Source organism: Azospirillum brasilense (genome assembly GCF_007827815.1).
GTDB classification, from domain to species: domain Bacteria; phylum Pseudomonadota; class Alphaproteobacteria; order Azospirillales; family Azospirillaceae; genus Azospirillum; species Azospirillum brasilense_C.
The window spans coordinates 48,360-71,475 of record NZ_VITH01000011.1; the positions used below are offsets into that span (position 1 = coordinate 48,360).

At 68.9% G+C, this 23,116-nt stretch carries 22 protein-coding genes; 14 read left to right on the forward strand and 8 right to left on the reverse strand.

All coding sequences use genetic code 11. The features are described 5' to 3' along the window. Positions 1 to 5: 5 nt before the first annotated feature. Positions 6 to 3,497 (forward strand): tetratricopeptide repeat protein, encoded by a 3,492-nt coding sequence (locus FBZ83_RS21705; protein ID WP_145688616.1) that lies wholly within the window; start codon positions 6 to 8, stop codon positions 3,495 to 3,497. An 80-nt stretch (positions 3,498 to 3,577) separates the two neighbouring features. Further along, positions 3,578 to 3,763 (forward strand): hypothetical protein, encoded by a 186-nt coding sequence (locus tag FBZ83_RS21710; protein WP_145688619.1) that lies wholly within the window; start codon positions 3,578 to 3,580, stop codon positions 3,761 to 3,763. An 84-nt stretch (positions 3,764 to 3,847) separates the two neighbouring features. Here the strand turns inward: FBZ83_RS21710 and FBZ83_RS21715 are convergent, their stop codons facing one another. The 5 genes from FBZ83_RS21715 to FBZ83_RS21735 form a co-directional block, all read right to left on the reverse strand. Further along, a complete protein-coding gene (locus FBZ83_RS21715; RefSeq protein ID WP_145688624.1) occupies positions 3,848 to 5,746 on the reverse strand; it encodes a potassium transporter Kup in 1,899 nt (632 codons plus the stop codon). 203 nt (positions 5,747 to 5,949) lie between these two features. Beyond that, entirely contained in the window at positions 5,950 to 6,723 is a 774-nt protein-coding gene (gene fliP / locus FBZ83_RS21720) for a flagellar type III secretion system pore protein FliP (RefSeq protein WP_186466157.1), read from the reverse strand. Beyond that, positions 6,720 to 7,079, reverse strand: a complete 360-nt coding sequence (locus tag FBZ83_RS21725) for a FliO/MopB family protein (protein ID WP_145688633.1) — start codon at positions 7,077 to 7,079, stop codon at positions 6,720 to 6,722. The genes fliP and FBZ83_RS21725 overlap by 4 nt, the downstream gene beginning before the upstream one ends. An 8-nt stretch (positions 7,080 to 7,087) precedes the next feature. Continuing rightward, a complete protein-coding gene (locus FBZ83_RS21730; protein ID WP_145688635.1) occupies positions 7,088 to 7,465 on the reverse strand; it encodes a hypothetical protein in 378 nt (125 codons plus the stop codon). Continuing rightward, complete coding sequence (locus FBZ83_RS21735) at positions 7,462 to 7,788, reverse strand: EscU/YscU/HrcU family type III secretion system export apparatus switch protein (RefSeq protein WP_145688637.1); 327 nt, start codon at positions 7,786 to 7,788, stop codon at positions 7,462 to 7,464. Before FBZ83_RS21735 ends, FBZ83_RS21730 begins: the two co-directional genes overlap by 4 nt. 238 nt (positions 7,789 to 8,026) lie before the next feature. Between FBZ83_RS21735 and flgB the strand changes: the two genes are divergently transcribed. From flgB to FBZ83_RS21770, 7 genes are read left to right on the forward strand one after another with little or no spacing between them, the layout of a single operon-like run. After that, on the forward strand, positions 8,027 to 8,431 hold the full coding sequence (flgB, locus tag FBZ83_RS21740) for a flagellar basal body rod protein FlgB (RefSeq protein WP_145678408.1): 405 nt from the start codon (positions 8,027 to 8,029) through the stop codon (positions 8,429 to 8,431). 34 nt (positions 8,432 to 8,465) lie between these two features. Next, entirely contained in the window at positions 8,466 to 8,876 is a 411-nt protein-coding gene (flgC, locus tag FBZ83_RS21745) for a flagellar basal body rod protein FlgC (RefSeq protein WP_145688639.1), read from the forward strand. Between the two features lie 37 nt (positions 8,877 to 8,913). Beyond that, complete coding sequence (gene fliE / locus FBZ83_RS21750) at positions 8,914 to 9,213, forward strand: flagellar hook-basal body complex protein FliE (protein WP_145678409.1); 300 nt, start codon at positions 8,914 to 8,916, stop codon at positions 9,211 to 9,213. Between the two features lie 45 nt (positions 9,214 to 9,258). Then, positions 9,259 to 9,579: a flagellar biosynthetic protein FliQ gene (locus FBZ83_RS21755; protein ID WP_109070594.1), complete on the forward strand. Its 321-nt coding sequence runs from the start codon at positions 9,259 to 9,261 to the stop codon at positions 9,577 to 9,579. Next, positions 9,576 to 10,346, forward strand: coding sequence for a flagellar biosynthetic protein FliR (gene fliR / locus FBZ83_RS21760; RefSeq protein ID WP_145688641.1), 771 nt, complete (start codon positions 9,576 to 9,578; stop codon positions 10,344 to 10,346). The genes FBZ83_RS21755 and fliR overlap by 4 nt, the downstream gene beginning before the upstream one ends. A gap of 15 nt (positions 10,347 to 10,361) precedes the next feature. Beyond that, positions 10,362 to 11,438: a flagellar biosynthesis protein FlhB gene (gene flhB / locus FBZ83_RS21765; RefSeq protein ID WP_145688649.1), complete on the forward strand. Its 1,077-nt coding sequence runs from the start codon at positions 10,362 to 10,364 to the stop codon at positions 11,436 to 11,438. Positions 11,439 to 11,488: 50 nt separating this feature from the next. Next, complete coding sequence (locus FBZ83_RS21770; protein ID WP_145688657.1) at positions 11,489 to 14,014, forward strand: hybrid sensor histidine kinase/response regulator; 2,526 nt, start codon at positions 11,489 to 11,491, stop codon at positions 14,012 to 14,014. A gap of 26 nt (positions 14,015 to 14,040) precedes the next feature. On the opposite strand, the gene FBZ83_RS21775 is transcribed toward FBZ83_RS21770, so the two are convergent. Further along, positions 14,041 to 14,544, reverse strand: a complete 504-nt coding sequence (locus FBZ83_RS21775) for a class I SAM-dependent methyltransferase (RefSeq protein ID WP_145688659.1) — start codon at positions 14,542 to 14,544, stop codon at positions 14,041 to 14,043. Between the two features lie 224 nt (positions 14,545 to 14,768). On the opposite strand from FBZ83_RS21775, the gene recA reads away from it, so the two are divergent. Then, positions 14,769 to 15,848: a recombinase RecA gene (recA, locus tag FBZ83_RS21780; protein ID WP_014240962.1), complete on the forward strand. Its 1,080-nt coding sequence runs from the start codon at positions 14,769 to 14,771 to the stop codon at positions 15,846 to 15,848. Between the two features lie 450 nt (positions 15,849 to 16,298). Further along, entirely contained in the window at positions 16,299 to 18,968 is a 2,670-nt protein-coding gene (gene alaS / locus FBZ83_RS21785; RefSeq protein ID WP_145688661.1) for an alanine--tRNA ligase, read from the forward strand. Positions 18,969 to 18,991: 23 nt separating this feature from the next. Here alaS and FBZ83_RS21790 read toward each other — a convergent pair whose 3' ends face one another. Continuing rightward, positions 18,992 to 19,390 carry a DUF962 domain-containing protein gene (locus FBZ83_RS21790; RefSeq protein ID WP_145688663.1) on the reverse strand — a complete coding sequence of 133 codons (399 nt, stop codon included), beginning with the start codon at positions 19,388 to 19,390 and terminating at the stop codon, positions 18,992 to 18,994. A gap of 116 nt (positions 19,391 to 19,506) precedes the next feature. On the opposite strand from FBZ83_RS21790, the gene FBZ83_RS21795 reads away from it, so the two are divergent. After that, the gene (locus FBZ83_RS21795) at positions 19,507 to 20,352 is read left to right on the forward strand and encodes an AAA family ATPase (protein WP_014240958.1); all 846 of its coding nucleotides are present in this window, start codon (positions 19,507 to 19,509) and stop codon (positions 20,350 to 20,352) included. A 76-nt stretch (positions 20,353 to 20,428) separates the two neighbouring features. On the opposite strand, the gene FBZ83_RS21800 is transcribed toward FBZ83_RS21795, so the two are convergent. After that, the gene (locus FBZ83_RS21800) at positions 20,429 to 21,124 is read right to left on the reverse strand and encodes a TIGR02594 family protein (RefSeq protein WP_145688665.1); all 696 of its coding nucleotides are present in this window, start codon (positions 21,122 to 21,124) and stop codon (positions 20,429 to 20,431) included. Between the two features lie 554 nt (positions 21,125 to 21,678). Here FBZ83_RS21800 and FBZ83_RS21805 point away from each other — a divergent pair. Beyond that, complete coding sequence (locus FBZ83_RS21805) at positions 21,679 to 22,659, forward strand: threonine ammonia-lyase (RefSeq protein WP_145688666.1); 981 nt, start codon at positions 21,679 to 21,681, stop codon at positions 22,657 to 22,659. A gap of 167 nt (positions 22,660 to 22,826) precedes the next feature. Further along, positions 22,827 to 23,108 carry a hypothetical protein gene (locus FBZ83_RS21810; protein ID WP_186466158.1) on the forward strand — a complete coding sequence of 94 codons (282 nt, stop codon included), beginning with the start codon at positions 22,827 to 22,829 and terminating at the stop codon, positions 23,106 to 23,108. Positions 23,109 to 23,116 lie beyond the last annotated feature (8 nt).

Sequence of the window (23,116 nt, forward strand, 5' to 3'; positions counted from 1 at the left end):
GAAGGATGGGGCGGGGCGGGGCACACCGGCGCTGGCTGAGCGGCTTCGTGGCCGCCACGGCTGTGCTCGCCGCCCAGGTCGCCGTCCCGCCGGCCGCCTGGGCGGTCGATGTGCCGGTGCGCGCCGCCACCCACAAGACCTTCGGGCGCATGGTCTTCGACTGGCCGCGGCAGACCGGCTACAGCGCGTCGGTGGAGGGCAACACGCTGGTCGTCCGCTTCGACGAGCCGATCAACGCCGCGCTGGACCGCACCGTGGCGGCCTTGCCCGGCTATCTGTCCGGGGTGAGGATCGGCGGCGACGGCAAGACGGTGACCTTCGACCTGAAGCGGCCGGTGACGCTGAAGAGTTTCCGCAACGGCAATGCCGTGGCGCTCGACCTGACCCCGGCCGCTGAGGCGCCGGCCCAAGCCCAAGCCCAAACCCAAGCGCCAGTCCCGGCCCCGGCCCAAACCCAGGCTCCGGCTGCAGCGGCCAAGACCGAGCCGCCGCCCGCCGCCGCCCCGGCGCGCTCCGCGGGGCGGGTGACGGTCAGCGCGGCCGACACGCCGGATCAGAGCCGCCTGTCCTTCACCTGGCCGGAGGGCGCCAACTACACGCTGCGCCGCGACGGCGCCTCGGCCACGCTGCTGTTCGACCGCAACGGCACCGCCGACCTGGCGCCGGTTGGCAAGACGGCCCTGCGCAACATCCAGAATGTGGAGCAGTTCCGGCAAGCCAACGGCGCGCTGGCGGTGACCTTCGCGGTGCCGCAGGACGCCGAGATCAAGGACAGCAAATCCGGCCGCTCCGTGGTGATCGACGTGCAGAATCCGGGCACGCGCGCCGGTCTGCCGACGGCCGACACGGCGAACGCGGCCCCGCCGTCCGGCGCCACCACGACCACGGTGCGTCCACCCTCGGCCACCGCCGCGGCCCCGCCGCCCGCGACGGCGACACCCCCGGCCGCCACTCCTCCCGCCGCCAGACCGGCGACGGCCTCCCCGCCGAAGGAGGTCGCGGCGGCTCCCGCGCCCGCCAAGGCCGAAGCCACCAAGCCCGAAGCGGCCAAACCCGAAACCGCGAAACCCGATCCGGCGAAAGCCGAGCCGCAGGGGCCGACCCTGGTGTTCGACGCGGGCGGCCCGGCGTCCATCGCCGTCTACCCGCGCGCCGGCCATCTCTACATCGTGTTCGACAAGCCCCTGCCCATCGGCGCGGGCAAGGCCGTGGGGACCGGCGCCGGGACGGTCGGTGCGATCGAGCCGGTGCCGGCCACCGGGGGCAGCGCCTTCCGCACCCGGATCGGCCCGCTGGTCTGGCCGAAGATCGAACGGCAGGGGACGAGCTGGAAGATCACGCCGACCAGCCGCCTGACCGGCACGCCGCCCTTCGAGCTGAAGATCGACCCGGAGCCGGATTTCCTGCTGGGCGCCCGCCTGCTGGTGCGCGCCGCGGACGCAGCGACCGTGGTGACGCTGTCCGATCCCGACGTCGGCGACCGCCTCCAGGTCGTGCCGCTGCCGGTTCCCGGCAACGCCATCCCTGAATCGCACCGCTACGCCGACCTGGAACTGTTGCCCAGCTACCAGGGCGTCGTCGTGCGGCCCATCGCCGACGCCATCACCGTGCGTCCGGTCAAGGAAGGGGTGGAGGTCACCGCGGCGGGGGGCCTGCACCTGTCGCCGATGGCCGACGCCGGAAGCCGCCCGGCGGCGCCCGCGCAGACGGCGTCGCTGCCGCCGCGACCGTCGCCCGGCGGCGCTTCGAACACACTGACTCCGCCGACCGATCCGAAGCCGGTGCCCTCCGGGCGCCGCCTGTTCGACCTGCCGGCCTGGAAGAAGGGCGACCTCGACCATTACACCGAGGCGCGGCAGAATCTTCAGCTCAACATCGTCAACGCGCCGGATTCCGAACGGCCCCGCGCCCAGCTCGACCTCGCCCGCTTCTATCTGGCGAACGGTTTCGGGCAGGAGGCCATCGGCATGATGGACGTCCTTCAGGAGGCCCAGCCCGATCTGGAAGGCTGGCCGGAATTCCGCGCCCTGCGCGGCGCCGCGCGCTTCCTGGCGGGCAACACCGACGCCGCGGCGGAGGATTTCGCCCATCCGAACCTCGCCAACAACGGCGAGGCTGCGCTGTGGCGCGCCGCCATCGCGGCGGACCGCAACGACTGGCCGGCGGCCCAGGCCGGCTTCAAGGCGGCGGCGCCGATCCTCAACTCCTACCCCGACCCGATCCTGACCAAGCTGGCGACCCGCGCCGCCGAGGCGGCGCTGAAGACCGGCGACGCGCCGTTCGCCAAGCGGCTGCTCGACCGCATCGTCGAGCGCGGCGGCACGGACGCCGAGGAGCGGCCCGACGTCCAGTATCTCCGCGGCCTCTACTACGCCCAGACCAACGAGCCGGAGCGGGCGCTGGAGCAACTGACCGCCTCCTACAACAGCCTCGACCGTTATTACCGGGCCAAGGCCGGGCTGGCGCTGGTGAACCTGCAACTGGCGGAGGGCCGCATGTCGCCGCCCGCCGCGGCGGAGCGGCTGGCCGGGTTGACCTTCACGTGGCGCGGCGACGAGCTGGAGATGCAGATCCGCCAGCGCATGGGCGAGGTGCTGATCGCCGCCGGCCAATACGCCGACGGCTTCAACGCCATGAAGGAGACCGCCGCCCTGGTCGCCGACACGCCGCGGGCCGAGGAGATCACCCGCGAGATGTCGCGCATCTTCGCCGACCTCTACAAGGACGGGGCGCAGAAGCTGCCGACCATCGAGGCGCTTCAGCTCTACGACCAGTTCCGCGAGCTGACTCCGGTGGGCGAGGCGGGCGACGAGGTCATCCGGCAGCTCGCCGAACGGCTGATCTCGGTGGACCTGCTGAACCGCGCCGCCGACTTGCTGCAGCATCAGGTGGAGTACCGCCTGTCGGGCGAGGACAAGGCGCGCGTCGGCACCCGGCTCGCCTCCGTCCGCCTGCTCGACAACAAGCCGGAGGACGCGTTGCGCGCGCTGGAGCTGTCCAACGTTCCGAACCTGCCGGCGGATCTGGTGGGCGAGCGCCGCCTGATGCAGGCCAAGGCGCTGGCCGAACTGGGCCGCGGCGACGAGGCGCTGCTGCTGCTGGCCGAGGACGACAGCAAGCCGGCCAACTCGCTGCGGGTGGACATCGCGTGGCGTGCCCAGAAATGGGAGGCCGCGGCCTTCGCGCTGAACAAGCTGATCGGTGCGCCGCCGCCGCCGACCCAGCCGATCAACCCGGCGACCTCGCAGCTCGTCCTGAATCGCGCGGTGGCGCTGGCCCTGGCGGGTGACGGCACGAACCTGAACCTGCTGCGCAAGGAATTCGGCTCGGCGATGACCAACGGTCCCGACGCCGACGCCTTCCGCGTGCTGACCCGGCCGGAGCAGGCGCTCGGCCTGATCGACGTCAACACCGTCCGCTCCCGCGTCGCCGAGGTGGACGTGTTCCAGAAGTTCCTGAAGAACTACCGCGGCAAGCAGAGCGCGGCGATCAACTAGGTCCCTCTCCGGATTCGACCGGCGCGGGAGGTTGTGGTAGGGTTTTGCATCGCAATGCATGCGTCCCAGGGGATTCGGTGATGGATCGCGAATCGGAAATCCTGTCGAAGCTCGATCAGCTCATCGATATGCAGCATGCCACTCAGGGCGACATCCGCGAGTTGAAGGGGCAGATGTCCATCATGCTGATGTGGCTGCAGTCCATGGATCAGCGTTTTTCGGCGCTGATGGCGCCGGTCAATCCACCGCGCAAGCCCGCAGCCTGACCTTCTCCCAATCACGAAAAAGCCCCTTCCGTTGGGAAGGGGCTTTTTCCATGAATACGACGGCGGGTGTCAGAGCTGGACCTTTCAGAGCTGGACCTGGGTGCCCAGTTCGACCACGCGGTTCGGCGGGATCTTGAAGAAGTCGGTGGCGCTGACCGCGGTGCGCGACATCACGACGAACAGCTTCTCCCGCCATTGGGCCATCTGCGGGTTGATGCGGGGGATCAGCGTCTCGCGGCCGAGGAAGAAGGAGGTCGTCATCACGTCGAACTCCAGCCCGAACGCCTTGCACAGCCGCAGCGCCTTGGGGATGTTCGGTTCCTGCGAGAAGCCGTAGCGCACCGTCAGGCGGTAGAAGCCGTCGGCCAGCCCCTCCAGGACGACGCGCTCCTTGGCCGGAACGCGGGGCACGTCCTCGACCATCACGGTCAGGAAGACGATGCGCTCGTGCATCACCTGATTGTGCTTCAGGTTGTGCAGCAGGGCGATCGGCACCGTGTCGGCGCTGGAGGTCAGGAAGATCGCCGTGCCCTTCACCCGCTGGATGTCGGAGGACTTGGCGTGTCGCTTGACGAAGCCGTCCAGCGGCAGGGAATCCTCGGCCAGCCGGCGGTTCAGCACGGCGCGGCCGCGGCGCCAGGTGGACATCAGGCCCAGAGTCACCGCGGCGATGACCAGCGGCACCCAGCCGCCGTGCGGGATCTTCACCGCGTTGGCGAGGAACAGCGCCAGATCGACGCTGAGGAACAGCGCGCCCAGCGCCAGACAGGCCGGCAGGCTCCAGCCCCAGCGGCGGTGCGCCACGACCAGCGCCAGGATGGTGGTGATGACCATGTCGCCGGTCACCGCGATGCCGTAGGCGGTCGCCAGCCGGCTGGAGGACTCGAACCACAGGACCAGCCCGATCACCGCGAACAGCAGGCCCCAGTTGGCGCGCGGGATGTAGATCTGCCCGCCTTCCTCCTGCGAGGTGTGGCGGATGTCCAGCCGCGGGCACAGGCCGAGCTGCACCGCCTGCCGGGTCAGCGAGAAGACGCCGGAGATCACCGCCTGGCTGGCGATCACCGCCGCGCAGGTCGACAGCAGGATCATCGGGTAGAGGCCCCATTCCGGCACCAGCAGGTAGAAGGGGCTGCGCACCGCCGTGGGGTCGCTCAGCAGCAGGGCGCACTGGCCGAGGTAGTTCAGCAGCAGCGCGGGCAGCACCACGGCCAGCCACGCCACCTTGATGGGGCGGCGGCCGAAATGGCCCATGTCGGCGTAGAGCGCCTCGCCCCCGGTGACCGCCAGAACGACGGCGCCCAGCACCAGGAAGCCGATCCAGCCGTTCGAGGCGAAGAAACGGACGGCGTGGCGCGGGTCGAGCGCGGCCAGGACCTGGGGCTCCTTGACCAGCTCGATCAGTCCGAGCAGGCCCAGCGTGGCGAACCACGCGACCATGATCGGACCGAACAGCCGGCCGACCTTCTCGGTGCCGTGGCTCTGGATTCCGAACAGGGCGATCAGGATGCCGACGGTCACCGGCACCACGACCCGCTCCAGCGCCGGCTGCGCCACCTCCAGCCCCTCCACCGCGGAGAGGACGGAAATGGCCGGGGTGATCATGCCGTCGCCATAGAACAGGGCGGCGCCGAACAGCCCCATCGCCATCAGGCCGGACAGCCGCCCGGTGGAATCGGGCCGGCTGTTGGTCGCCAGCGCCAGCAGGGCCAGGATGCCGCCTTCGCCCTTGTTGTCGGCGCGCATGACGAACAGCACGTATTTCACCGTGACCACGAGCACCAACGCCCAGAAGACCATGGACATGATGCCGAGGATGTTCTGCGGCGTCAGGGCGAGTCCATGCTCCGGCGAGAAGCATTCGCGCAGCGTGTAGAGCGGGCTGGTGCCGATGTCGCCGTAAACGACGCCAAGCGCACCGAGGGTGAGCGCGGCCAGCCTGCCCTTGTCGGGTGCCGCGGCTTTCAGGGTGGTGTCTGACATGTGGGACGTCGAGGAGGTCCGTTGGGAGTCCGAGCGGGGGACGAGAAAGCCACAAGCTGCGGGTACGGCGGCGGTCGGTGCGCTCGCGCAGGCCGATCCTCTTACGCTCTTCCCGGATCCGATACTAGCGCAAGCCGATGCGCCCGTCCGCAGGCCGTTTCACCTGCGACGATCTGGGCCATCGGCAATCCGAACTCCGGCCCCTACAGCGTGCCGAAGCTGCGGGCCAGCGACCCGGCGATCAGGTACCAGCCATCGACCAGCACGAAGAAGATGATCTTGAACGGGATCGCCACCATGGTCGGCGGCAGCATCATCATGCCCATCGACATCAGGATGGACGACACCACCATGTCGATGATCAGGAAGGGCAGGAACAGCAGGAAGCCGATCTCGAAGGCCCGCTTGATCTCCGAGATCATGAAGGCGGGGACCAGGACGTGCAGCGGGGTCTGCTCGGCGTCGGTCACGTTCTCGATGCGCGCCATGTCCATGAACAGGCGCAGGTCCTTCTCGCTGGTGTGCTTCAGCATGAACTCGCGCAGCGGGGCGACCGTGCGGCGGAACGCCTCCGTCTCGTCGATGTCCTGGTTGATCAGCGGCTGGATGCCCTGGTTGTAGGACCGCTCGAACACCGGGGCCATCACGAAGAAGGTCAGGAAGACCGCCAGCGACATCAGCACCGTGTTCGGCGGCACCTGCTGGATGCCCAGCGCCGAGCGCAGGAAGGACAGGACGATCACAATGCGCGTGAAGGCCGTCATCATGATCAGGATCGACGGCGCCAGCGACAGCACGGTGATCAGCGCGACCATCTGGACGATGCGTCCGGTGGTCGATCCCCCGGCGTCGCCCAGGTCGAAGGTCATGCTCTGCGCCAGCGCCGGCCCGGCGGCCAGCGCGCCGGCGATGCCGACCGCCAGCGCCAGCAGACCGGCGACCGCCAGCCGCCTCGTCGCGCCGGTGCCGGTCGTCATGACCGGTCTCCCGCCGACGGCAGGGGAGCGGGGCCCGTCGGGCGGGGCGGGGCCGGCGGCGGGGCGGAAGCCTCGGCCAGCGCGCCCTGGAAGCCGCCGCGCGGCGTCTGGTCGACCACCTGGTCGCCGAAGGCGCTCAGCAGCAGCAGATGCTCGCGGTCGTCGCGGCGGACCAGCACCAGCCGGCGCTTGCCGTCGAGCGGCAGCACCTCGACCACGCCCAGCCGGCGCTGGCGCCCGGACGTGGCGGTCATGCCGCCGAAGCCGATGCGGCGCATCACCCAGGCCACCAGCACGATCAGCGCGATGACGAAGGCGAGGGCGAGAACGAATTGGATGTACTGGTCGAGGCCCATGGATCAGGTCAGCTCTGTCGGGACGGCGTGGCCGGCGGGTCGGGCGGAAGGTCGCCGGGCGCGGCGGTGGTGCCGCGGCCATAGGCGGCGCTGGCGCGCTGGCGCGCGGTGTGGGGGTCGTGGCGTCCCTCGGTCGCGGCGGCCAGCGTCTCCCTCTGGCGGGTCAGCGCGGACGCGACGGCGTCCAGGGTCGGCAGCAGGCGCTCCAGGGCGGCGGCCAGTTCGGCGTCGCCGCGGGCCGACTGCGCCTCGGCGCACAGGGCGGCGACGCGGGTGTCGAGCCCGGTGAGGTCCGCGGCCAGCCCGGCCTCCATCTGGTCGCGGGTGTCCTCGAGCGCGGCGGCCAGCGCCTGGATGTCATGGAGGAGGGTGGCGGTGCCGGTCATGGGACCTCTCCGGCGGCCGGTTCGGCCGAGGGCGGCAGCGTGCCGTTGGCGCGGTAGACGTAGGCGAGGATCTCGGCCACGGCGGCGATGGCCTCGATGGGGATTTCCGAGTCGATGTCCACCGCCGACAGGATCTGCACGAGGTCGGCGTCCTCGCGCACCTTCACGCCGTTGGCGAAGGCCAGTTCCAGGATCTGCTCGGCCACATGGCCCTTGCCGGTGGCGACCACGCGGGGCAGGGACTGGTCGCCCAGCTCATACTTCAACGCGACCGCGACGGGCCGGTTGGGGAGGGGGCGGTGGTTCGGAGTCGGCTCGGACAAGGGGCTCCTGCCGGATGGCCTGTATCGATGGGCGTATCCTGGCGGAACATGCTTAACGAAGCATGAAGCTCAAGCGTGACAGCGGAGGGCAATGCGGTGCCCGTGGCCGGCGTGATGGGTGGGATTCATCTTTGATTAACTGAAACGGCGGAAGATCGGAATGCTGTGATGCATCCCGCCCGCCCTGGTGCGCGCCTTTGCGCGCCCGGGCGGCAGGCCCTCAGACCGGAACCCGGCGATGAATCTCGAAAACCTCGGCCTCTTCAAGCTGATGTCGCGCAAGATGGGCTGGCTGACCGAACGCCAGAACGTGATCGCGGCGAACATCGCGAACGCCGACACGCCGGATTACAAGGGCCGGGACCTGAAGCCCTTCACCTTCCGCGACGCCCTGTCCGACAGCCGCCGCCTCCAGCCCAGCGCGACCAACGCCTCGCATCTCCAGGGGACGCGCGGCGCGGGCGGGCTGAACCAGGAGCAGCGCCAGCGCAACCCCTACGAGACGTCGCCGGACGGCAACACCGTGGTCCTGGAAGAGCAGATGCTGAAGCAGGGCCAGACCGGCATGGACTTCCAGACGATCACGAACCTCTACAAGAAGCAGGTCAACCTGATCCGCTCCTCCATCCGCAGCGGCGGTTAAGGAACGGCGGGGGTCGGGCAGAAGGAGGCGGAACATGGATCTCTACACGTCGATGGCGGTGTCCGCGTCCGGCATGAAGGCGCAGGGCACGCGCCTGAAGACCATCGCGGAAAATCTGGCCAACGCCAACACGACGGCGGAAACGCCGGGCGATCTGCCCTACCGGCGCAAGGTCGTGATGTTCCAGAACGCCCTGGACCGCCAGATGGGGATCGATCTCGTCCGCGTCGCCAAGATCGACGTCGACAAGAAGGACTTCGAGCGGCGCTACGACCCCTCGCATCCGTCCGCGGACGCCGACGGCTACGTGCTGCTGCCCAACGTCAACTCGGTGGTCGAGGCGATGGACATGCGCGAGGCGCAGCGCTCTTACGAGGCCAACCTGTCGGCGGTGGACAGCGCCCGCCAGATGCTGACCCGCACCATCGACATCCTCCGCGCCTGACGCCGCGACGCTTTTTTGAAGGAAGGACGCCCGTCCCATGGTCAACCCGATCAACGCCGCCGCGGCCTACGCGAACACCGCCGCCTCCACGACCGGGCCGGGCATGGCCCCGCGCAACGGCGTCAGCTTCGGCGACGTGCTGGAGCAGACCGCCAAGGAGGTCATCGGCGACCTGAAGCAGGGCGAGACGATGACCGCCAAGGCCGCCGTCGGGCAGGCCGACCTGACCGACGTGGTCCAGGCCGTCACCAACGCCGAGGTGACGCTGCAGACCGTCACCGCCGTGCGCGACAAGGTGCTGACGGCCTATCAGGAAATCCTGCGCATGCCGATCTGACGGCGGCCGACGGACCCTGAGCACACGTGCCCTGAGCGAAGCATCATGAGCGAAACCGACGTCATCGAGATCTGCCGGACCTCCATCGTCACGCTGGTGTTCGTGGTGGCGCCGGTGCTGGTCGCCATGATGGTCGTCGGCACGGTGATCTCGGTGTTCCAGGCGGTCACCCAGATCAGCGAGCAGACTCTGGCCATGGTGCCAAAGGTCCTGCTGGTCTTCGGCCTGTCGATCCTGCTGATGCCCTTCATGCTGGGTGAACTGCGCTCCTTCTTCGAGCATGAGGTCGCCGACCGCATCGTCGCCATCGGCACCGGCGCCAACAGCGTCCCCAACGCCGGAAACCTGCCCGGCGGCGGCGGATGAACCTGCTCCAGCAGTTTCTGGGCGACCAGATCTTCCTCTGGTTGCTGGTGTTCGCGCGCGTCGGGACGGCCTTCAGCATCATGCCGACCATCGGCGACGCCTTCGTCTCCGCCCGCACGCGCCTTCTCTTTTCCGTCGCGGTCAGCGTTCTGGTGGCGCCGGTGCTGGGCGACCGCATGCCGCCGATGCCCGACAACATCTTTCGCCTGTTCGTCCTGATCGCCGGGGAGGTGACCGTCGGCATCTTCATGGGCACCGTCGCGCGCCTGCTGATGGGCGCCCTGGAGGTGGCCGGGACGATCATCGCGCTGCAGTCCGGCCTGTCGAACGCCCAGATGTTCAACCCGGCCATGGCGTCGCAGGGGTCGCTGCCCGGCGCCCTCCTGGGGTGGCTGGGGCTGCTGCTGATCTTCATCACCAACCTGCACCATCTGCTGATCATGGCGGTGGTGGACAGCTATTCGACCTTCGCGCCGGGGGCGGCGATCCCCATCGACGACATGGCGAACGTGGTCGGGCAGCTGGTCGGCAAGTCCTTCGTGCTGGGCGTGCAGATGGCGGCGCCGTTCCTGATTTCGGGCATGCTGTTCGCGCTGGCGCTGGGGCTGCTGAACAAGCTGGCGCCGCAGATCCAGGTGTTCTTCCTGTTCACCTCGCTCCAGGTCGCGCTGGGGCTGTTCATGTTCGCCCTGACGCTGGCGGCGATGATGATGTTCTGGCTGACCCACTTCGAGGCCGCCTTCGTCGATTTCCTGAGACCGGGCTGAGCGGGGAGAGAACCGGTGTCCGAAGACGCGGATGAATCATCCAAAACAGAAGACCCTACGCAAAAGAAGCTTGAAGAGGCCCACAAGCAGGGCCAGTACGCGATGACGCAGGAAATCGGCAATTGGCTGATGATCGCCGCGGCGCTGGTGATCCTGATCACGATCCTGCCCGGAACGCTGAAGGGCATGGTGCCCCGCCTGAACTTCTTCTTCGAGAACCTGGACCAGATCCCCATGGACCAGGGCGGGGTCGGCGCGGTCCTGATGCGGGTGATGAAGGACATCCTGTGGGCGCTGTGGCTGCCCATCCTGTTTCTTCTGTTCGCCGGGGTGATCGGCACCATCGGGCAGAAGGGCTTCAACGTCTCCTGGGAGTTGATCGCGCCGAAATTCAGCAAGCTGAACCCGATCTCCGGCATCGCCAACCTGTTCAGCGCCCAGAAGGGCGTTGACCTGCTGAAGAGCCTGGCCAAGGTCGCGGTGGTCGGCGTCGTCGCCTACATCGCGCTCCAGCCGATGATGCTCACCATCGGCCATTTCATCGGCATCGACATGATGATGCTGCTGCGTGAGATGGACGGACTGACCTTCCGGCTGCTGGCCGGCGTTCTGGCCATCCTGACCCTGATCGCCGGGGCCGACCTGTTCTGGCAGCGCCACAGCTTCGACAAGAAGATGCGCATGACCAAGCAGGAGGTGAAGGACGAGCACAAGCAGGCCGAAGGCGACCCGCACGTCAAGGGCCGCATCCGCCAGCTGCGTTTCGAGCGGGCGCGCAAGCGCATGATGGCGGCGGTGCCCAGCGCCGACGTGGTGGTGACCAACCCGACCCACTTCGCCGTCGCGCTGAAATACGACTCCACCACCATGGGCGCTCCGATGGTGGTGGCGAAGGGCGCCGACGCCGTCGCCTTCAAGATCCGCGAGATCGCCGAGGAGAACGGCGTGCCGGTGATGGAGAATCCGCCCCTCGCCCGTGCGCTCTATGCCGCATGCGATATCGACGAGGAGGTTCCGTCCGAGCACTATCGCGCCGTGGCGGAAGTCATTACCTATGTCTTCAAGCTGAAAGGACGCGCGGTGCGGAACTGAGGACCGTTCCCGGACCTTTCCTTGCGGCGAACGGCTGACCTGGAGTTCCGGTGGACGACACGACCTCTTCCTTTGCCGACAGCGCTCCCGCGGGCCATCGCAGCGATGGTGGTGCTGGGGTGGGGGAACGGCCCGGCGGCGCCGTCGCCACCGGGGTTCTGGCGGTCCTTCTTCTGGCCGGGCTGGTCGCGGCGGGGGCCGGGGTGCTTCTGGACCGCGACCCGCTGGCCTGGGTCGGCCTGACCACCGCGGGGGCGGGGGCGCTGGCGCTGGCGCTCCGCATGGTCCGCGCGCGGCGGCGGGTGGCCCGCGTCGGCTCCCTGCTGGGCAGCGCGCTGGAGGGGCTTCCCTCCGGCCAGCTCGTCTGCGACGGGGCCGGGCATGTGGTCTTCGTCAACAGCACCTTCCGGTCCCTGACCGGGTGGAGCGAGGGGGAGCCGCCGTTGCGCGCGCTCGAACGCCAGTTCGCCGACGATCCGGACAGCGCCGACGCCTTCCGCCGCCTGTGCGAACGGGTCAAGGGCGGCTATTCCGGCTCCATCGAGCTGGCGGTCCGCCAGCAGGGGCGCGCCGCCGAATGGCGCCGCATCCAGGGCCAGCCCATCGACGGGCACGCCGGGGCGGTGATGTGGCGCGTCGAGGACATCACCGCGCGGCGCGAGCTGGAGCAGGTGACGCGGCGCGAGCAGACCCAGCTCGTCGACTTCATGGACCACGCGCCGATCGGCTTCTTCTCGGTGGACCAGGACGGGCACTTCCAGTTCGTCAACGCGACCCTGGCGAAGTGGCTGGGCTGCTCGCCGGAGGATCTGGTCGAGGGCGGACGCCGCCTTCACGACGTTCTGGCCCATCCGCCCGCCGTTTCCGCTCCCTACGACTTCCTGGAGGGTGGCGGGCTGGAGCAGCGTGGCGAGATTGCCATGGACGGGCTCCAGGGCCGTCGCTTTCAGGCCTATGTCGCCCAGAGCGTGGTGAGGGGGGAGGACGGGCGGATTTCGCACACCCGCTCCGTCGTGCGCGACCTGACGCCGGAGCGCGAGTGGCAGGAGGCCCTGCGGCTGTCCGAGCAGCGCTTCCAGCGCTTCTTCGAGGACGCGCCCATCGGCATCGCGCTGGTGGACGAGGGCGGGCGGCTGGCCGAGTGCAACCAGGCCTTCCTGGCGCTGATCGGCAGCGAGGCCGGCAACATCCTCGGCCGGGCCATGGCCGACCTGATCGTCCCGGCCGAGCGCGCCATGGTGACCGAGCGGCTGACCGCCGTGCAGGGCGGCGCCGACCCCGCCGCCCCGCTGGAGGTGCGGCTGACCGGCGGGCGCGAGCTGGTGGCCCAGCTCTACGCGCGGCGGCTTGGCGGGGTGGGGCCGGAAGGGGCGGCGGGGTTGATCCTGCATTTCATCGACATGACCGAGCGCAAGGGGCTGGAGGCCCAGTTCGCCCAGTCGCAGAAGATGCAGGCGGTCGGCCAGCTGGCCGGCGGCGTCGCCCACGACTTCAACAACCTGCTGACCGCGATGATCGGCTTCTGCGATCTGCTGCTGCTGCGTCACAAGCCGGGCGACCAGTCCTTCAGCGACATCATGCAGATCAAGCAGAACGCCAACCGCGCCGCCAACCTCGTGCGCCAGCTTCTGGCCTTCTCGCGCCAGCAGACGCTGCAGCCGCGCATCCTCAGCGTGACCGATGTCCTGGCCGAGCTTGGCAACCTGATGCGCCGGCTGATCGGCGAGAACATCGAGCTGAAGATGCTCCACGGCCGGGACATCGGCTATGTGAAGGTCGACCAGAACCAGCTGGAGCAGGTCATCATCAACCTCGTGGTCAACGCGCGTGACGCCATGGCCGGGGGCGGGCGGTTGACCATCGTCACCTCCAACCATGTGGTGGAGCAGGCGCAGCGCCGCGAGCACGAGACCATTCCGGCCGGCGACTATGTGTCCATCGAGGTGATCGACACCGGCTGCGGCATCCCCAAGGAGAATCTCCAGCGCATCTTCGAGCCCTTTTTCACCACCAAGGGCGTCGGGTCGGGCACCGGGCTGGGACTGTCCACCGTTTACGGCATCGTCCGCCAGACCGGCGGATTCGTGCTGGTCGAATCGGAAAAGGGGGAGGGAACGACCTTCACCATCCTGCTGCCCCGCCACAAGGGCGAGGCCCGTCCCGACCAGGGCGAGCCGCGCGAGCGGCGCGGCAGCGACCTGACCGGCTCCGGCACCATCATGCTGGTCGAGGACGAGGACGCCGTGCGCGTCTTCTCAGCCCGCGCGCTGCGCAACAAGGGCTATCAGGTGCTGGAGGCCAAGAACGGCGAGGCGGCGTTGCAGCAGATCGGCACGGACGGCAGCCGCATCGACCTGCTGATCACCGACGTGGTGATGCCGCAGATGGACGGCCCGACCCTGGCTCGCCATGTCCGGCGGATGCGGCCCGACATGCGGGTGATCTTCATCTCCGGCTACGCCGAGGACCGGCTGGGCGAGATCGACGGGGTCGAGGTCGCCCACTTCCTGCCCAAGCCCTTCTCGCTCAAGCAGCTCGCCTCCAAGGTGAAGGAGGTCATCCGGGACGGGAAGTGACGCGGTTGGCGGAATAGGGCGGGGCCTTACCCGACCCGCCAGCCGTGATAGGCCCAGCGGTCCGTTCCCGGCACGTCGAGAGCCTCCCACCCGCGACGACCGGCGCCGATCGGGCGGTCCGACAGGACGAGCGCGCCCGGTGCCAGGAACGGCTCGATCAGGTCGCCGATCCAGCGGCGTATGCCGTCCTCCTCGTCCTCCCGCGCGCTGCCGATGTCGGCGTGGGCCAGCCGCACGCCGCCGCGGAAGCGCTCCGCCACGGCGGGCAGCGTGTCCCGGAAATCGCCGAGGAACAGCCGGTCCTCGTCCGGGCGCAGGGACGCGGGAACGCGCGCCCACATGTCGAAGACCAGGATGTCGCGCGGCGGGAACAGGCTGCGCAGATGGTCGTAGGTGCGGCCCTTCCCCAGACCGATCTCCATCACCAGACCGGGTGTTCCCGCGACCCAGCCGGCGGCCCAGCCGAGCGCGACGCGCTGGGTGGTGAGGCGGTCGATCATGCGGTCGAGCGTGGAGTGGGCGGTCGTCATGCGTGGCTTTTCGAAGTGTCGTTGGAGGGACAGCTCCTGTTGAACGCCGCAGTTGGAATTCCGTTGCATGGCGACGGATCGTTCCTAACTTGCAATGAGAACATTCGCGGAACTTAGGGCTTTGCGTGGGGGAACAAAGCTGGTACATTCCCTCTCACCGAATGACCGTTGGTGAGATCGTTGGCCCTGCGGCCGCGGATGTGATCTAACAAGGGGAGACGGGCATGTCGTCCGCACAGCTTCGTTTGGTCGAGAAGGATTCCATGGATAAGCAGAAGGCCCTGGATGCCGCTCTGGCGCAGATCGAGCGCGCCTTTGGCAAGGGCTCGATCATGAAGCTCGGCGCCCGCGAGAACACGGTCGAGACGGAGGTCGTTTCCACCGGCTCTCTCGGCCTCGACATCGCGCTGGGCATCGGCGGCCTGCCGCGCGGCCGCATCATCGAGATTTACGGCCCGGAAAGCTCGGGCAAGACGACGCTGGCTCTGCACGCCATCGCCCAGGCCCAGAAGGGCGGCGGCACCTGCGCCTTCGTGGACGCGGAGCACGCCCTGGACCCGTCCTATGCCCGCAAGCTGGGCGTCAACGTGGACGAGTTGCTGATCTCCCAGCCCGACGCCGGTGAGCAGGCGCTGGAGATCGCCGACACGCTGGTGCGCTCCGGCGCCGTCGACGTGCTGGTGGTCGACTCGGTGGCCGCCCTGGTGCCGCGCGCCGAGCTGGAAGGCGAGATGGGCGACAGCCACGTCGGCCTGCACGCCCGCCTGATGAGCCAGGCGCTGCGCAAGCTGACCGGCTCCATCGCCAAGTCGAACTGCCTGGTGATCTTCATCAACCAGATCCGCCTGAAGATCGGCGTGATGTTCGGCAACCCGGAGACGACGACGGGCGGCAACGCGCTGAAGTTCTACGCCTCCGTCCGTCTGGACATCCGCCGCATCGGCGCGATCAAGGACCGCGAGACGGTGGTGGGCAACCAGACCCGCGTGAAGGTGGTGAAGAACAAGATGGCCCCGCCGTTCCGCGTGGTCGAGTTCGACATCATGTACGGCGAGGGCGTGTCGAAGGTGGGCGAGCTTCTCGACCTCGGCATCCAGGCCGGCGTGGTGGAGAAGTCGGGCGCGTGGTTCAGCTACGACGGCACCCGCATCGGCCAGGGCCGCGAGAACGCCAAGAACTATCTGCGCAACAACCCGGCCACGGCCGACGCCATCGAGGCGAAAATCCGCGGCAACGCCGGCCTCGTCGCCGACGCCATGATGGGCACCCCGGAGGCCGACGGCGAGGCCGCCACGCCGGAGTGATCCCGGGCGGCAAGCCGGTTTCTCTGTGTGAAAGCCCCTCTCCGGTCCGCCGGGGAGGGGCTTTTCGCCGTCTTGCCGGGCGGCTGGAAAGACCTTACATTCAGGCTGGGCGGACGGGTGTTCCAGCACCCGTCCGCCGGCCCGGTCCTAGCGGTTCAGGATCTCAAGCAGCAGCTTGAGCGCCCGCAACAGCAGGATCAGGAGTTCGAGGATCTTTCTCATCCGTCGAGCCTCCTTACTGGCGGCGGGGCGGTGGCCAGTTCCACCGCCCGTCCGCGCTGACGATCATGCAAATGTGTGGCGCTCCGTCCACGCGGCCTGTCGCCGCGCGGGTGCCCGTCGCGGGCACTCTGTGGACAGCCACCGCAAGTCACGTTAAAAGCACGGTTCGGCCGCGAACAAGGCCGCGCCGCCGATTGTAGCCGACCGTAGCCGGAGCCTGGACAGCTTATGAAGACCGCCAACGACATCCGCCGCACGTTCCTGGACTTTTTCGCGAAGAACGGCCACCAGATCGTGGAGTCGTCGCCGCTGGTTCCGCGCAACGACCCGACGCTGATGTTCACGAACGCCGGCATGGTGCAGTTCAAGAACGTCTTCACCGGGGCGGAGCAGCGGCCTTATTCGCGCGCGACCACCTCGCAGAAGTGCGTGCGCGCGGGCGGCAAGCACAACGACCTGGACAACGTCGGCTACACGGCGCGGCACCACACCTTCTTCGAGATGCTGGGCAACTTCTCGTTCGGCGACTATTTCAAGGACGACGCGATCGCCTTCGCCTGGAACCTCGTGACGAAGGAGTTCGGGCTGCCGGCGGACAAGCTGCTGGTCACCGTCCACAGCTCCGACGAGGACGCGGCAGGCATCTGGCGCAAGGTCGCCGGCCTGTCGGACGACCGCATCATCCGCATCCCGACCGACGACAATTTCTGGCGCATGGGCGATACGGGTCCCTGCGGTCCGTGCTCGGAGATCTTCTTCGACCACGGTCCGCACATCGCCGGCGGTCCTCCGGGCTCGCCCGACCAGGACGGCGACCGCTTCATCGAGATCTGGAACCTCGTGTTCATGCAGTATGAGCAGCGCGGTCCCGACGACCTGATCGCCCTGCCCAAGCCGTCCATCGACACCGGCATGGGGCTGGAGCGTCTGGCCGCCGTGCTTCAGGGCAAGCACGACAACTACGACATCGACCTGATGCGGGCGCTGATCGTGGCGTCCGCCGAGGCGACGAAGACCGCGCCGGACGGCCCACACGCCGTCTCGCACCGCGTCATCGCCGACCATCTGCGCTCCTGCTGCTTCCTGATCGCCGACGGCGTGCTGCCGTCGAACGAGGGGCGCGGTTATGTGCTGCGCCGCATCATGCGCCGCGCCATGCGTCACGCCCACATGATCGGCGCCCGCGAACCGCTGATGCACCGCCTCGTCCCGGCGCTGATCCAGCAGATGGGCGACGCCTATCCGGAGCTGAACCGCGCCCGCGCCCTGATCGTCGAGACGCTGAAGCTGGAGGAGACCCGCTTCAAGCAGACGCTGGAGCGCGGCCTGCGCCTGCTGGAGGACGAGGTCGGCCGTCTGGGCGAGGGGCAGCCGCTGCCCGGCGACGTCGCCTTCAAGCTGTACGACACCTACGGCTTCCCGCTCGACCTGACCCAGGACGTGCTGCGCACCCAGGGCCGCCCGGTCGACGAAAGCGGCTTCAAGGCCGCCATGGACGAGCAGCGCCGCAAGGCCCGCGAGTCCTGGGCCGGCTCGGGCGAGGCGACGACCGAGAAGCTGTGGTACGAGCTGAAGGACGAGCTGGGCGCCACGGAGTTCTTCGGCTACGACACCGAGGTCGCCGAGGGCAAGGTGACCGCCATCGTCAAGGGCGACGCCCGCGTCGAGCAGGCCGCCGCCGGGGACGAGGTGCTGGTCATCGTGAACCAGACGCCCTTCTACGGTGAGTCGGGCGGTCAGGTCGGCGACGCCGGCGTGATCTTCTCCGCCGAGGGCACCGAGGTCGCCGTCTCCGACACCCAGAAGAAGCTGGGCGCCGTCTGGGCCCATGTCGGCACGGTCACCAAGGGCACGCTGAAGGTCGGCGACGTGGTGGAACTGCGCGTCGATACGGAGCGCCGCTCGGCCATCCGCGCCAACCACTCGGCCACCCACCTGCTGCACGAGGCGCTGCGCCGCCGCCTGGGCGAGCATGTCACCCAGAAGGGCTCGCTGGTCGCCCAGGAGCGCCTGCGCTTCGACATCAGCCAGCCAACCGGCCTGACTCCGGCGGACATCGCCGCGGTCGAGGACGAGGTGAACCGCCGCATCCTCGGCAACAGCGAGGTCGTCACCCGGCTGATGTCCCCGGACGAGGCCCGCGCGTCGGGCGCCATGGCCCTGTTCGGCGAGAAGTACGGCGACGAGGTGCGCGTCGTCTCCATGGGCGGTCCGCACGGCGAGCTGGACCGCGACTACTCCATCGAGCTGTGCGGCGGCACCCACGTCCGCCGCACCGGCGACATCGGCCTGTTCACCATCGTCGCCGAGGGCGCCGTCGCCGCCGGCGTCCGCCGCATCGAGGCGCTGACCGGCACCGGCGCCAAGGCGTGGCTGTCGGAGCGCGACCATCTGCTGACCGAGGCCGCGTCCGTCCTGAAGGTCCGTCCGGAGGACGTCCCCTCGCGCCTCGCCGCTCTGGTCGACGAGCGCAAGAAGATGGAGCGCGAGCTGGCCGAACTCCGTCGCCAAGTGGCCATGGGCGGTGGCGCCAAGGCCGAGGGCGGCAGCGAGGCCAAGGACGTCGCGGGCGTGAAGTTCGCCGCCCGCGTGGTCGAGGGCCTGCCGGCCAAGGATCTGAAGCCGATGGCCGACGAGCTGAAGAAGCAGGTCGGCTCCGGCGTGGTCGTCCTGATCGCCTCGAACGAAGGCAAGGCGTCCATCGTCGTCGGCGTCACCGACGACCTGACCGGCAAGATCAGCGCCGTCGATCTGGTGCGCGTCGGTGCGGAGGCTCTGGGTGGGAAGGGTGGCGGCGGCCGTCCGGACATGGCCCAGGCCGGTGGTCCGGACGCCGCGCTGGCGCCCGCCGCCGTCGAGGCCATCGAGAAGGCGGTGGCGGCGAAGGCCGCCTCCTAACCAGCACCGGCGAAGGCCGCCTCCTAACCGCGCCTATCGTCCGAGCGCACCGGCTCCAACGCGGGTGCGCTCGGGGGACGCTGGCGAATAACGAGGCCGGGGCGGTCGGGAATGCCGTAGCGCCGGTATTCCCGCGCCAGCTGGCCGGTCATGGCCAGCCCGGCCATGCGCACGTCCGCGGCCAGCGAGGCCAGCGGCGCGTCCAGCGTCTTGGGCCGATTGCGCTCCACCAGGAAATGCCCCAGCCACGCCGCGCCGTAGCCGACCAGCGGCGCCGCCACGAGCGCCCGCCAGTCACGGCGGGCCAGCCCCACCCCCAGCAGGGCGGCCGCCGACAGCGTGCCGGCGACGTGCAGCGCCCGGTTCGTCGGGTTGCGGTGCTGTTCCAGATAATCGGGCCAGAAATTGGGATCGGTCGCCATTGCGCTCTCCTTCCGCGGGGGAACGCCGGGTGGCCCGCGGCGGTTCCGTCTTGCATGACGCCCGCCGTGCTGGAAGGATGCGCGGGTCAACGAACGATACCGTGGAACCGACTGGCATGCGCTTCACCGGCACCGATTCCTACGTCGCCACCGACGACCTGATGGTGGCTGTCAACGCCGCCATCACGCTTGAGCGCCCGCTGCTGGTGAAGGGGGAGCCGGGGACCGGCAAGACCGTGCTGGCCCAGGAAGTCGCCCGCGCCCTGAACAAGCCGCTGCTCGCCTGGCACATCAAGTCCACCACCAAGGCGCAGCAGGGCCTCTACGAGTACGACGCGGTCAGCCGCCTGCGCGACAGCCAGCTCGGCGAGGAGCGGGTGCACGACATCGGCAACTACATCGTGCGCGGCAAGCTGTGGGAAGCGTTCGAGGCGCCCGAGCCCCCCGTGCTGCTGATCGACGAGATCGACAAAGCCGACATCGAGTTTCCCAACGACCTGCTGCTCGAACTCGATCGCATGGAGTTCCACGTCTACGAGACGCGGCAGACGGTCAAGGCGGCGCGGCGCCCCCTCGTCATCATCACGTCGAACAACGAGAAGGAACTGCCGGACGCCTTCCTGCGCCGCTGCTTCTTCCATTACATCCGCTTCCCCGACCGCGACACCATGGAGCGGATCGTCGATGTCCACTATCCCGGCCTGAAGCAGGACCTGCTGCGCGAGGCGATGTCGCTGTTCTACAGCCTGCGCGAGGTTCCGGGGCTGAAGAAGAAGCCATCCACGTCGGAGCTTCTCGACTGGATCAAGCTGCTGATGGTCGAGGATGTGGACCCCGAGACCCTGCGCGCCAAGGACGCCCGCAGCCTGATCCCGCCGCTGTGCGGCGCGCTTCTGAAGAACGAGCAGGATGTGCATCTGCTGGAACGGCTGGCTTTTCTCGCCAAACGGGAAGGGCGCTGAGGACGGCGGACCGGGTTTTTCCGGCCCGCATCATCCCGTTCCGCCAACGTTCCGGCCTGTCGCCCTCCTCCAAATGTTACACCTCATTCTCCGACAGCGCGGCCTCGGCCGGGGCGGAGGCCACCAGCGTGCCTTGGGGGGGGATGGGCGATGTCACCGGCCAGCGGGCGTCCAGAAGGCGGTCTCTGGCGATCCTGGCGATGCTGACACTGTTCGACTGGTTTCCGCCGAGAACGTGAAAGGCGTCCTCGTCCATGCCGGCGCAGAAGCCCACATGACCCTCCCATCCGGCCATCGAGCCGCGCCAGAACACCAAGATCGCCCCCCAGGACGGGGCGCAGGCCTTTCCAGCCTTGAGCCAGCTGCGGGCGCCGAGCGGGTTGCTGGGGAGTGCCTCCGACGGAAGGGTGGCGCCAATGCAATGCGCGACGAACAGGCCGCACCAGGGAATGTCATCGTCCGGGTAATGAAGGTCGAGGTCGTCGGCCCATTGCAGAATTATCTCGTTCGATCCGTGACCCGACACTTCCCTGGTGCCCATCAGCCGCTTGGCTTCGTCCATCCAGACCAGCGTGTCGGCGACACCGGGTGGGGACGCGCCCATGAAGAGCGCGCGCTCCGTATGGGCGTCGAGCGCTCCAGTGGGGATAAGTTCGTGCGCCTGTTGGAACGCGATGACCGCAGCGATGGTCTTTCGTCCCCAAACCCCGTCCAACGGTCCGGGGTCGAACCCTTTGGCCTGAAGCGCCGTCTGAACCGAGAGAATGCTCATCCTCTGCCTCCACATTGCTTTTGTGCGCAAATCTCCTGGGCGTCCCGTCTCGGATGATTTTTTGCGGGATATGCAAATCATCGGTGTTGCAATCATGCTTTGGCAAACGTGAAAATTGTCGATGCGGCGCTGAAAAACCGCTTTTGGGAAAGAACCCAGCGCTTCCTGATCGCTTCCATCAGGCGGGAAGGGCGGTTGGAAGGGCTTGACCCGGTCCGTGCTTCTGGGGCAGCCTGAACCCATGCAGTCGATCCCGCACCTGAACCGAATGCGAATTACCGCCCCGGCGCTCTGACAGAGGGCGCCGGACCGCGAGCGTTCGTTTTCGCAATCTGGTGTGGAGTGTGGCGTGTCCGTGCGCCCTGGGTCTTCCGGAACCCCTAATCCGGTCCATCACGATCCCATGATCCGTTGCTTCACGCGTCCGTTGCGCCCCCTGGCGGAGCGAATGCGGGGCTCCGCGCGAATTATCGTCCCGGTCCGCTGACGCGGGCCGGGTTTCGCGCCTTCCTTTTCCGCCCCCCGTTCATTCCCTCCGCCCGAGGACTCCCGCGATGCCGTCCGCGCACGCCACCTGTCTGCCTGCCGTTTCCTGTCGCCGCGACACCGAAGACCGCCAAACCAAAGACCGTCTGCCGCCCTGGCTTCCCTTCTCCGCCATCGAGGACGCCGCCGAGCGTCTGCGCGGGCGAATCGTCCGCACGCCGCTGCTGCACGCCTCGGCGCTGGGGCGGGACGTCTGGCTGAAGGCCGAGACCTTCCAGGCGACCGGTGCCTTCAAGGAGCGCGGTGCCCTGAACCGCCTGCTGCGTCTGACGGCGCTGGAGCGCGCGGCGGGCGTCGTCGCGATGTCGGCGGGAAACCACGCCGCCGGACTGGCGCTGCACGCGCAACGGCTGGGGGTGGCGGCGACCATCGTCATGCCGGTCACCGCGCCGCGCTGCAAGGTGGAGCGGACGGAGGCTCTGGGCGCCGAGGTCGTGCTGTCCGGGGCCAACGTGGGCGAGGCGAAGGCCCGCGCGCTGCAATTGGCGGCGGAGCGGCGACTGACCTTCGTGCATCCCTACGACGACCCGGACGTGATTGCGGGGCAGGGGACGGTGGGGCTGGAGGTGCTGGCCGACCGCCCGGACCTCGACACGCTGGTGGTGCCGGTGGGCGGCGGCGGTCTGCTGGCCGGGATGGCGGCGGCGGTGAAGGCGCGCAAGCCCTCCGTCGCCGTGGTCGGGGTGCGGCTGGCGCGCCGGCGGGGGCCGACCCTCGCGGACGGCATCGCCGTGGACGCGCTGGGCAAGCTCCCGCAGGCGCTGCTGGTCGGCTTCGTGGACGCCCTGGTCGAGGTGGAGGAGGGGGAAGTCGCGGCGGCGATGCGCACCCTGCACGGCGCCTTCGGCATGGTGGCGGAAGGTGCCGGGGCGGCGGCCGTGGCGGCGCTGCTGGCCGGGAAGCTGCCGAAGGAGGGGCGGACCGTCGCCGTGCTGTCCGGTCGCAACGTGGATTCCGACACTCTGGTGCGGACGCTCGCCGCCGCTTGATCGGCATCAATGACCGTGGGCCGGCACGGGACAAGGATCGACCTGCGGGCGCACCGTCGGAAGGGCGGTGGCCACGCAGGCAAAGGCCGGCTGTTTCCGTGACTCGTCTGGCGTCCCTCCTCGCGTTTGTGGTTCTCGCCGTCGGGCTTCTCGGCGGTGCCGTGCCCATGCGCGCGCCGGACCTCCCGGCACCGCACTGCGAGTCCACCGTGGTGCAGGATGCCGCGGACTGCGACATCCACCACCCGACGGACAGCCCGGCTCCGGAAAGGCCCCACGCGCACGGCACCGCCGGGTGTCTCTGCCTGAGCGGGGCCTGTGATCTGGCCGGCCTGCCGGCGCGCATCGGGGTGCCCTTCGGTCATCGCCTCGCGACCCTGCTTCCCGGCGCGGACGCCGAGCCCACCGCCACCGCCCACGCGCCGCCGCTGCCCCCGCCGCGCGCCTGACTCCCGTT

Coding starts and splice junctions, on each gene's coding strand:
- FBZ83_RS21775 (WP_145688659.1), bottom strand. CDS start 14,544: ATGACGACCGCCCACTCCACGCTCGACCGCATGATCGACCGCCTCACC.
- FBZ83_RS21790 (WP_145688663.1), bottom strand. CDS start 19,390: ATGGCGACCGATCCCAATTTCTGGCCCGATTATCTGGAACAGCACCGC.
- FBZ83_RS21725 (WP_145688633.1), bottom strand. CDS start 7,079: ATGGGCCTCGACCAGTACATCCAATTCGTTCTCGCCCTCGCCTTCGTC.
- FBZ83_RS21810 (WP_186466158.1), top strand. CDS start 22,827: ATGCGCGCGCCGGACCTCCCGGCACCGCACTGCGAGTCCACCGTGGTG.
- recA (WP_014240962.1), top strand. CDS start 14,769: ATGTCGTCCGCACAGCTTCGTTTGGTCGAGAAGGATTCCATGGATAAG.
- FBZ83_RS21715 (WP_145688624.1), bottom strand. CDS start 5,746: ATGTCAGACACCACCCTGAAAGCCGCGGCACCCGACAAGGGCAGGCTG.
- FBZ83_RS21805 (WP_145688666.1), top strand. CDS start 21,679: ATGCCGTCCGCGCACGCCACCTGTCTGCCTGCCGTTTCCTGTCGCCGC.
- FBZ83_RS21795 (WP_014240958.1), top strand. CDS start 19,507: ATGCGCTTCACCGGCACCGATTCCTACGTCGCCACCGACGACCTGATG.
- fliE (WP_145678409.1), top strand. CDS start 8,914: ATGGTCAACCCGATCAACGCCGCCGCGGCCTACGCGAACACCGCCGCC.
- FBZ83_RS21730 (WP_145688635.1), bottom strand. CDS start 7,465: ATGACCGGCACCGCCACCCTCCTCCATGACATCCAGGCGCTGGCCGCC.
- FBZ83_RS21800 (WP_145688665.1), bottom strand. CDS start 21,124: ATGAGCATTCTCTCGGTTCAGACGGCGCTTCAGGCCAAAGGGTTCGAC.
- alaS (WP_145688661.1), top strand. CDS start 16,299: ATGAAGACCGCCAACGACATCCGCCGCACGTTCCTGGACTTTTTCGCG.
- FBZ83_RS21710 (WP_145688619.1), top strand. CDS start 3,578: ATGGATCGCGAATCGGAAATCCTGTCGAAGCTCGATCAGCTCATCGAT.
- flgB (WP_145678408.1), top strand. CDS start 8,027: ATGAATCTCGAAAACCTCGGCCTCTTCAAGCTGATGTCGCGCAAGATG.
- FBZ83_RS21705 (WP_145688616.1), top strand. CDS start 6: ATGGGGCGGGGCGGGGCACACCGGCGCTGGCTGAGCGGCTTCGTGGCC.
- FBZ83_RS21755 (WP_109070594.1), top strand. CDS start 9,259: ATGAGCGAAACCGACGTCATCGAGATCTGCCGGACCTCCATCGTCACG.
- fliP (WP_186466157.1), bottom strand. CDS start 6,723: ATGACGACCGGCACCGGCGCGACGAGGCGGCTGGCGGTCGCCGGTCTG.
- flgC (WP_145688639.1), top strand. CDS start 8,466: ATGGATCTCTACACGTCGATGGCGGTGTCCGCGTCCGGCATGAAGGCG.
- fliR (WP_145688641.1), top strand. CDS start 9,576: ATGAACCTGCTCCAGCAGTTTCTGGGCGACCAGATCTTCCTCTGGTTG.